The 9,019-nt window shown below is 40.4% G+C and carries 10 protein-coding genes; 6 read left to right on the forward strand and 4 right to left on the reverse strand.

What is annotated here, in order from left to right; translation table 11 throughout:
- Window positions 1–219: 219 nt before the first annotated feature.
- Window positions 220–426, reverse strand: coding sequence for a hypothetical protein (locus PHV30_11130; GenBank protein ID MDD5457565.1), 207 nt, complete (start codon window positions 424–426; stop codon window positions 220–222).
- 330 nt (window positions 427–756) lie between these two features.
- On the opposite strand from PHV30_11130, the gene PHV30_11135 reads away from it, so the two are divergent.
- The 6 genes from PHV30_11135 (at window position 757) to PHV30_11160 (ending at window position 7,110) form a co-directional block, all read left to right on the forward strand.
- Window positions 757–2,268 carry a recombinase family protein gene (locus PHV30_11135; protein MDD5457566.1) on the forward strand — a complete coding sequence of 504 codons (1,512 nt, stop codon included), beginning with the start codon at window positions 757–759 and terminating at the stop codon, window positions 2,266–2,268.
- Between the two features lie 43 nt (window positions 2,269–2,311).
- Window positions 2,312–3,814, forward strand: coding sequence for a tyrosine-type recombinase/integrase (locus tag PHV30_11140; GenBank protein ID MDD5457567.1), 1,503 nt, complete (start codon window positions 2,312–2,314; stop codon window positions 3,812–3,814).
- Window positions 3,815–3,875: 61 nt separating this feature from the next.
- The gene (locus PHV30_11145; protein ID MDD5457568.1) at window positions 3,876–4,295 is read left to right on the forward strand and encodes an endonuclease domain-containing protein; all 420 of its coding nucleotides are present in this window, start codon (window positions 3,876–3,878) and stop codon (window positions 4,293–4,295) included.
- Window positions 4,289–5,638, forward strand: a complete 1,350-nt coding sequence (locus PHV30_11150) for a metal-dependent hydrolase (GenBank protein ID MDD5457569.1) — start codon at window positions 4,289–4,291, stop codon at window positions 5,636–5,638. The genes PHV30_11145 and PHV30_11150 overlap by 7 nt, the downstream gene beginning before the upstream one ends.
- An 87-nt stretch (window positions 5,639–5,725) precedes the next feature.
- Window positions 5,726–6,529: a KilA-N domain-containing protein gene (locus PHV30_11155; GenBank protein ID MDD5457570.1), complete on the forward strand. Its 804-nt coding sequence runs from the start codon at window positions 5,726–5,728 to the stop codon at window positions 6,527–6,529.
- A 26-nt stretch (window positions 6,530–6,555) separates the two neighbouring features.
- A complete protein-coding gene (locus tag PHV30_11160; GenBank protein MDD5457571.1) occupies window positions 6,556–7,110 on the forward strand; it encodes a polysaccharide biosynthesis/export family protein in 555 nt (184 codons plus the stop codon).
- A 194-nt stretch (window positions 7,111–7,304) separates the two neighbouring features.
- On the opposite strand, the gene PHV30_11165 is transcribed toward PHV30_11160, so the two are convergent.
- The 3 genes from PHV30_11165 to PHV30_11175 are packed head-to-tail and all read right to left on the reverse strand — an operon-like array spanning window position 7,305 to window position 8,882.
- The gene (locus PHV30_11165; protein MDD5457572.1) at window positions 7,305–7,547 is read right to left on the reverse strand and encodes a hypothetical protein; all 243 of its coding nucleotides are present in this window, start codon (window positions 7,545–7,547) and stop codon (window positions 7,305–7,307) included.
- Complete coding sequence (locus tag PHV30_11170) at window positions 7,534–7,926, reverse strand: DUF6508 domain-containing protein (protein ID MDD5457573.1); 393 nt, start codon at window positions 7,924–7,926, stop codon at window positions 7,534–7,536. The genes PHV30_11165 and PHV30_11170 overlap by 14 nt, the downstream gene beginning before the upstream one ends.
- On the reverse strand, window positions 7,926–8,882 hold the full coding sequence (locus PHV30_11175) for an ADP-ribosylglycohydrolase family protein (protein ID MDD5457574.1): 957 nt from the start codon (window positions 8,880–8,882) through the stop codon (window positions 7,926–7,928). The genes PHV30_11170 and PHV30_11175 overlap by 1 nt, the downstream gene beginning before the upstream one ends.
- Window positions 8,883–9,019 lie beyond the last annotated feature (137 nt).

Below are 9,019 nucleotides of genomic sequence, written 5' to 3' on the forward strand. Positions count from 1 at the left end.
TCAGTCGGTTACGCCCTAACGGGCTCACCCGTCCGGCTGTCTGCTTCCGCATCCAGCCGACCTGGCTTGCCTCGGCGAAGCTACGAGCAACGCGAGAGCGTAGACGGGACTTTCCGTTAATTCCAACTTTCCATTTTTTAATCTGTTTCCCCTGTGATTTTTTGCCCAACATTACAACTAACAACAAACACCCGGCAGGGATTAAAATTACCTATCGACTTAAAGACTTACTGAATAACTGACAACTAAACCCGGGGTACGCGCGCGAAGCCCGTCTTCTTCCGCCAAAGGCGGATACGCCGCGGCAAGCAAACAAACAACAACCCGCCCAGCCGCACCTGACGGCGCGGCTGACCTGGACTGTCCGTTGGTTACAAACTTTCCGTTTTCTGAGTTACACCCACCATGCGTTTTCTGACCAATCACGATGACTTACCAACCATCATTTCTTAATGAATTTTCCCGACAAGCTATACGTCTTTGCAATCCGCCCGGCCCGCTGGCGCGGGCCGACCTGGACTGTCCGTTGGCCCCATTCTTTCCGTTTTCTTATGCGCTATGCCTGCCAGCTTTCCAGCTTCTGACATGCTTTTGCCCTGTGCCTTCCCCGGCCAGCCCTGAGTTGAGTCGAGTTTTGGCCAGAGCTGAGGGGAAAAATTTTCATTTAATAAATTATATTTTATTGAGTTACACCTTTAATAATCTCATAATTTATTTCATAGCCTTTGGCTAAATCTATATTTATAGGAGGATATCATGTTTGAGAAAAAAAATCTTAGCCCGATAGTTGTGGATTTGTATATACGTGTTTCAACAGACAGACAGGCAAATGAAGGTGATTCGCTCATTGAACAGGAAGAAGAACTGAGAAGATTTTGTGAGTTCCGTAAATTCAAAATCAAAAACATTTTGATCGAGCGGGGAAAATCAGCGAGTAACACCAACAGGCCAGAATATCAGAAATTGCTGGCAGATATTAAAGAACAGAGAATTAACGCTGTAGTGGTCAAAAAGTTGGATCGACTCTCCCGATCTCTTCTCGACTTTGAGCAGTTTTCAAAACTTACCCAGGAAAAGGATGTAGACTTTATTTCCCTCAAGGAAAATTTTGACACAACTAACGCTATGGGCAAAGCCATGCTTCGAATTGCCTTAGTCTTTGCCCAGCTCGAACGGGAACAAACATCTGAACGCGTCATTGATGTTATGATCCATAGAGCCAGCCAAGGCTTTTATAACGGGGGGCGAAGACCTTACGGATATGCAAACATCAACAAGGAACTCAGTCCGCACCCCAAAGAAAAGAAAATCGTTGAAATACTCTTTACAAAATTTCTAGAAACAAGATCAACAACCCAAACGGCTGATTTTTTGAACAGTAACGGATACCGTGATGGCAGTAACCATCAATTTGATGCAAGGCAGATTAATTCAATATTAAGAAATCCCCTTTATACAGGAAAGTTAAGGTGGAGTAATCACATATATGATGGGCTCCATCAACCGATTATTTCAGAAACCCAATTTCAACGTGTCCAAGAACTATTTAAACGAGGTAAAATTTTTTTAAGAGTTACTAAATCCAATGCGGCCCTGGCTGGACTTTTATATTGTGGTTCATGTGAATCGCGCATGAGCCCAACATTTTCTTACAATCCACTGAGAAAGAAATATTATTATTACCATTGCAATAAAAGCAAGAATCAGGAAGAAAGATATCATGCCGAGGGCTATTTTATTTCCTTCATAAAGATTGAAACGCAAGTAAAAAATGCTCTTTTATCATTAGCACAGGATAGTCAGTATCGATTGCTTGAAAACCGAATATTGAAATATAATCAAAAAATCGAAGAAGAAATCCAGAATATAGACTTTAGAAGCATCGAACTTAAGGCCCAACTAAAGGCTTTCTCTGAAAAAAAAGAATATTATCTTGATTCATTGATCTCTAGTCCCTTTCTGTCTTCTGAACGTGAAATGATTCAGGCCAAAATCAAGGATTTGGAATTGCAAGAGATAGCCTGTAAAACGGATATTGATAAACAAGATTTTCTTCAAAATGAGAAGTACGACGAAAAAATTAAAATGATTGAATTTAAGAAAAAACTAATCGCTTTCAAATTGGAGTATCTGAATTTTTCTTCTCTTCAGTTTAAGGAATATCTGCGAGAAATATTGAGCGCTATATTATATTACCCAGACAAATTGGTTATGCGGTTTAAACTTTTGCCCTGGGACGTGGAGGTAGAAAAAGGCGGATTATATTAACATCTTTGTAATCCTTCTTAATCCGTTTTATAATAGATACTCTATGGAAGATTATCTTTCCAAGGTAGAAATCAAGGCTCTTTTAAAAGCTGTTACTAATACCCGGGACTATGCCATAACCACTCTACTACTGACCACAGGTATTTCGCGAGGGGAACTTTGCGCTTTAACTACTGATAATATTAATCTTGAAAAAGAAATTCTTACTGTTCTCGGCAATAAACCTCGAACAATCCCCATCAATCCGCAGGCCAAAGACGCTGTTGCCCGCTGGCTTTCAGAACGACCGGCCGCAAAAACTGACATACTTTTTCTAACCAACAAAGGAACTTTGCAGGGATTATCTCCACGCTCCGTGGATCATCTGCTCAGAAAAGGCGGACAGGAAGCAGGTATAAATGTTCCTGTTACTACACAACTTTTAAGAAGCACTTATGCTGTAAACCTTTTTCAGGATGGGGCCACAGTCAAACAGGCTTCGGAATTATTAGGAATTTCCGACTACAATACGTTACATAAATATCAAAAACTGGCTGATGGTCAGGAAACAGTCGCAGCGGAAACCCAGAGTACAAAAGAACAACCGGTTTCCCAGGTGGAAACCAGGCCCAAGATAAATCAGATTATATCCGATGTTTTTCCGGTAAAACCAAAGCCCGTGAAAAAACTCAGCAATTTGCAAATTGAACTCCGACCTGACCCGGCTGAGGTTATTTTTGGCCGCGACCATCTTATCAAAGAAATCAGGGCAATGCTGAATAAAGGCCAGTCTGTTTTATTGGAAGGCAAATTCGGCGTGGGGAAAACCCATATTCTCAAGCACATGGCACATATATTAAATATTGATAAAGTCCCCTCTTCTAGCAAGAGAGGGGATTTAGGAGTGAGTTATTTTGAAAGTCCGGCGCAGACTAAAACTATTCTGCATGAACTCTGTGAAAAGTTAGGAGCAACTGAGTTCAAATCTACTACCCAGGTCCAGGAACTGCTGGATTATGCCCTGCGCAATAAAGACCATAAGGCTCCGGTTCTGATAATTGATAATCTCGACAAAATCCGTGCAGGAGATATTGAGGTCCTGATAAAAATTGTGGAAAATTTTACCGTTTTGAGCGCTACAGAGGAACCCACTCCCAAACTGAAAGCGCTTTGGTACAAATTCAAGGAAATAAAAGTAAATCCTTTAAATCCTGACCACTGCAAAGAGCTGATCAAATATCTGACGCAGAACATGTCCATTTCCGATTATGACCTGATGGAAACAAGGCTGCTGAATCAGTCCAACTGTCTGCCTCTGGCCATTGTGGATATGGCTGTTCAGTTGAGCCACGCCAATGTTGTCACTCGTGAGGTTGTACGGGATGTGCATCACGAGATCGGTGTGGTTTATCGGGACTGGTCTTACGCTGTTATTCTGCTCTGGGCAGTGCTGGTTTTATTTCGGTTTATAGCTTTGGGCACGCATAGTTTTGAAGGGTATATCTTGGCCGGAATCGGCATGTCGATGATTGTTGTTATTAGGTTTTTTGTTTTTAAAGGAAGATAACTCACCCCCGGCCCCCTCTCTTCCGCTTCGCGGTAAAGAGGGGTGCGATTTGGGAGATATTATGGTACATGAAATAAAAGAAAAAGTTAGATACTTGAGAAAAAAACAAACAAAAACAGAAGCCATTCTTTGGAGTGAACTGCGAAACAGAAAATTAGCTGGCTATAGATTTATACGTCAATATCCGATAACTTTTAATTTTAATGGTAAAAGCAAATTGTTTATCGCTGATTTTTATTGCGCAAAAAGCAAATTAATAATTGAGGTTGATGGGCAAATACATGACAATCAAAAAGAATATGATGAATTTAGGACTTTTATAATAAACACAAAAGGAATAAATGTTGTTCGTTTTAATAATGAGGACATCCAAAATAACTTAAAAAATGTACTTATTAAAATATCTACATTGTTAGAAGGCCCCTCGTTTTTGCACAAGCAAAAGAGAGGGGTGGCCGTAGGCCAGGGTGAGTTATGTTAGCACCCACCCATAGCGTCTTCGGCCTTTTTTTAACCCTGGTAATTCTGGCTGCGTTTGGCATCAAGATCAGCCTGCATTGGACTATTCTTACCTTTGCGGTAATCGGAGCTGTGCTGCCGGATATCGATCATCCCAAATCCCTTATCGGAAAATTGTTCCCTTTTATTTCTAACCCGCTGGAGCGCAGGTTCGGACATCGTACATTTACCCATTCATTGCTGGGAGCTTTATTTTTTACGCTTATTTTTTCTTTAATAATCCTTTTATATAACCTTACGCTTTATGGTCTGCATATCGCTTTTAATATCAAATATTTCGGCTTAAATACAGCAAATTATGGGTTGGCTATTCGCTGGATAGCGGCTTTTTTCATAAGTTATACGTCACATTTGGTTCTGGATATGTTCAATAAACAGGGCTCGCAATTATTCTGGCCCAACACAGGCCGGGACGTAATTCCTAAAAACATCAAGTTCCGTCTGGAATCCGGTTCCAAAGCAGAAATCTTCATCTTTTTTGCGTTGCTGGGTTTGGTATTGCTGGCCCTGCCCATTTCCAAATATGGGTTCGGAAGCTCTTTGCGCTGGGTGCTGGCTACTCCCGAATCAGCTATTGCCGAATACAAGGACATGAAAACTCATACCTTTGTGGAATTCAAAGGGGTGTATCAGTCCACTAAAGAAAATGTGGAAGGTCTGGCGGAAATTCTGGATGTAGTTAATAAACAGTTGGTGGTCAGATATGATAATAAAATTTATTCTCTGAGCAGCGATGATGGCGCTGATATTGTAGCTTCCAAAGTTCGGGTCAAGCATACTGATAAGCCTCTGGAATTCCGGCAGGTGGTGTTCAAAGATAAAACCCGTGAGTCTTTGCTGGCACAGATAACCACAGCTTCTCTGGTCAGCGGATATGTGGAACTTCCGGCTGATATGCAGCTGAAATTTCCAGTTGCTGACATTAAGCAGGGCAATTATAAAACCATGCAGCAAAAAGGCGACCGGCTGATTCTCAGCTTCGCAGGCAAAGCGGAATTAGAAAAGCTGGGCTTGAATGAACAGTTCCTGTTATTACAGAAACAAGACAAAACAGAACTCAGTTCTTTAAGAATAAAAAAGAATAGCGTGCTTGCTGACATCAAATCTCTGAAAAGTCAGGACGATGGACTGACAGACCTTGGCAGACAATTTTATGGAGACAAGGAAAAGCTGGCAGAAAGAGAGAATAAAATCGCAGAATATCGCAGTCAGTTAAGTGAACTTGATTTGAAAATTCAGACTATAACCCTGCGCATGAAAGAGCATGAATTCTTTTATACTGGGGAAGTTAAGGTTAGGGAATAAGTCAATAAGTCGGATATATGGTCAGATGTCCAAAGTCTGATGTCGTAGATTATAATATTGGAATGATTAAAGTGAGGAGATGAATAAATGGTAAAGATTAATGTTCAGGGTAATGAAATAAATGTAATGTCAGTAAATGAAGAGGATTATATTTCTTTAACTGACATGCTTAAAGCAAAAGACGGCGATTTTTTTGTTTCTGACTGGCTACGAAACCGCAATACTGTTGAATTTCTTGGTATTTGGGAAAAGATTCACAATCCTAGTTTTAATTATGGCGAATTTGCCATAATTAGAAGCCAGGCTGGTTTAAACAGTTATAAAATAAGCGTAAAGGAATGGTGTGAGAAAACAAACGCTGTCGGCTTAAAAGCCACAGCAGGCAGATATGGTGGGACATACGCTCATAAGGACATAGCTTTTGAATTTGGCATGTGGATCAGCGCCGAATTTAAAATATATCTCATTAAAGAATTCCAGAGAATGAAAGAAGAGGAGTTCAGACAGCTTGGGTGGGATATTCGCCGTAACTTAACAAAAATAAATTATCGTATTCATACTGACGCAATAAAAGAAAACCTTATACCACAAGAATTAACCAATTCTCAGATAAATATTGTGTATGCAACGGAAGCTGATGTACTTAATATGGCGCTTTTTGGGAAAACCGCTAAACAGTGGCGTGATGAAAATCCCGACTTAAGTGGCAATATCCGAGATTATGCGGATATTTCACAATTGGTTTGTTTATCCAATCTGGAAAATTTAAACGCGCACTTTATTCGGGAAGGAATCTCGCAGGCAGGTCGTTTGGATAAATTGAACACTATCGCAATTCAACAGATGAGGCTTCTTACTATGGATAACTCTGTCAAAAAATTAAAAAAATAATCAGCTTATTAATCAAAGGAGGAGTTATGAAAAAAAATATAACAAAATTAATTTTAGTTTGTTTCTGTTTCTCATTATTATCAGTTTCATTCACTACGACACCAGCATATATACTTGCAAGCGGCGATAATTTGGAAATAAAAGTCATTAATAAAAAAGAACTTGATACCAAACAAACCATTGCCCCGGATGGCAGTATCTCGCTTCCGACCATCGGCAGGATGAAAGTAATTGGGTTATCATTAGATGACCTACAAAAGAAAGTAAAAGCCAGCTACTCCCAATATATAAAAAACGCAGATGTGGTTGTCTTCTTAACACCGAGACCTATATTTGTAGTCCAACAGGACCAGGTCAAGAAAACATGGGAAGTAAAAAAGGCTGAATCTCCAGCCGAAGCCTTGGCCTATATGGGGCAATCTTCCCTAAACCTCCAATCCTCCAACCTTCCAACCATCCAGTACGGTGATGTAGTTACCGTGAACATCGGTAAATCTCCTGATTTTTGGGAAGACAACTGGTATAAGGTATTATCTGCCATTGGTATTGCTGCGGGCGTGTGGGCTGTGGTGGCGAGGTAGCCCACGACCACAGATGACGTACACTCAATGATATAATTTGGGTTATATTCCAAAAAAGAGGTGAAAACAATGGCACAACCAACTTATACATACAAATGCTCAAAAGCATCATGCAAATTCATAATGAGTACCGGAAGACCTGGTATTCATAATTGTCCGGTATGCGGCAGCACAATGATGAAGCAAAATTAGAGTTATTGTTGTTTGTTATCAAACTCCTGAAAAATTTCAGGAAGAGACTTATTTTTTCCCAATTTAAAAGTAATCCCATTGTCTCCTTGATAGGGTTTGCGGTGATCAATACTGCTATTTTTAATTTTTTCAGGGACGCCATCAGGATAGGCTTTGCAGCACCCATTGCCATAAAAATGCTTACAACTTAAACATTGTGGAAGATATAAATATTGCATAAAAACTCCTTTTTTAATTATTAGCAATCAATTCACTCATACGCTTCAAGATAAGACCTAGTTTCCCGTTTTTTGCGAATCCACCGAAAGCGCCTGCACAAAAACGGTCATTGCGTACTATTGCAGTTAGAAGTTTTTTCAGGGTCAGCAAGTCGCTGGACATTATATTCGTGGAATCTTTCAATATTTTCCGTCCTTCATCCCAGCTGGCCCAGTCAAAACCAGGTAAAACAAATTTTTCCTTAATCAATATGCTCATAAAGTCATAGACTTCTTTAGTGTATTCAGCCCCGGAAAATGTTGTTGTTGTAAAAAATACATTATCAGGATTATTGAAATAATCATAATACTGCAAAATATTCTTAATACTCTGCAATTCCGTAATATTAAACATAATATCTGTCATTATTTTGCCTCGAAATCAATTAGCTTTTTCTCGAACCGTTTCGCCAGGGCAATAATATCATCAAGGCGGGCAATAGCATCCAGCCAGTCCAGAGGGATCTCATTATAGCCGTACAGAATGCCGGCGAGACCGCCGGTCAAAGCGCCGATAGTATCCGTATCGTTGCCCAGATTTACAGCGCAAGTTACCGTATTTAAATAATTAGACCCCTTAAAGATGCTCCATAAACAGGCTTCCAAAGTATCAACCGCATAGCCGCTGGAACGTATCTCCCGTTCTTCTAATTCATAGATTTTATTATTAATTATCCGTGAGTAAACCGGTAAGAATTGCTTATATTCTGGTGAATCATATAGTGCCTTGCCAAGCTCCTGACAGTAGGAATATGCTAATCCTGGATCAACTCCGTGTAGCAACTGTATGGCAAATTCAGTATATAGCAAACAGGCGATTTGCGATATTGGGTGCGCATGCGTTATGGCTGAAACCTCGTGGATAATACTTTGCCGGTACTTAAAATCCCATTCATTCTTCAGATAATAAGCCAAGGGCAATGTTCTCATAAGTGATCCATTTCCATTATCCATAAAGTCGTTCAAACCTGATTTTTCTGGCCGCGCTCCCATGTGTAGCAGTTCCAAAGCCGCGCAGGTAGTAGCTCCGACGTCAAATACACGCCCACGGGCTGTCCAATGATTTTCATAATACCAGTCATGCAAGCTATCCGCGATACTCTGTAGATTGTAACCTTCGCATAAACTTTCGGTAACGCAGAATACTTGCGAGCTGTCGTCTGACCAGGTGCCGGGCTCTTGTTTATGTGTACCATTGCCACGCATTTCCATTACAGGATGAGCTGATAATAAAACTCGATGCTTAAATTCTACCGGTACGCCCAGTGCGTCTGCAACACAAAAACCAAGCAAACCATGAGATGGTTTATTAAATTTCCCCATTTAAACCTCCTTGAACTTTAGAGTAAGCGGCCTGTCTTTGACCAGCTCAGCATATCCTTCATGTATCAGAATAGCGGCAAGATAACTGGCTACATTATTGGAACAAATATTATCATGCATTATCCACTCTCCCATAG

The organism is Candidatus Margulisiibacteriota bacterium (assembly GCA_028715625.1).
GTDB lineage: Bacteria > Margulisbacteria > Riflemargulisbacteria > GWF2-35-9 > GWF2-35-9 > JAQURL01.

Bases quoted from the DNA above. Each gene is read 5' to 3' on its own strand.
- PHV30_11175 (MDD5457574.1), bottom strand. From the start codon at position 8,882: ATGGGGAAATTTAATAAACCATCTCATGGTTTGCTTGGTTTTTGTGTT.
- PHV30_11140 (MDD5457567.1), top strand. From the start codon at position 2,312: ATGGAAGATTATCTTTCCAAGGTAGAAATCAAGGCTCTTTTAAAAGCT.
- PHV30_11150 (MDD5457569.1), top strand. From the start codon at position 4,289: ATGTTAGCACCCACCCATAGCGTCTTCGGCCTTTTTTTAACCCTGGTA.
- PHV30_11160 (MDD5457571.1), top strand. From the start codon at position 6,556: ATGAAAAAAAATATAACAAAATTAATTTTAGTTTGTTTCTGTTTCTCA.
- PHV30_11135 (MDD5457566.1), top strand. From the start codon at position 757: ATGTTTGAGAAAAAAAATCTTAGCCCGATAGTTGTGGATTTGTATATA.
- PHV30_11155 (MDD5457570.1), top strand. From the start codon at position 5,726: ATGGTAAAGATTAATGTTCAGGGTAATGAAATAAATGTAATGTCAGTA.
- PHV30_11170 (MDD5457573.1), bottom strand. From the start codon at position 7,926: ATGACAGATATTATGTTTAATATTACGGAATTGCAGAGTATTAAGAAT.
- PHV30_11145 (MDD5457568.1), top strand. From the start codon at position 3,876: ATGGTACATGAAATAAAAGAAAAAGTTAGATACTTGAGAAAAAAACAA.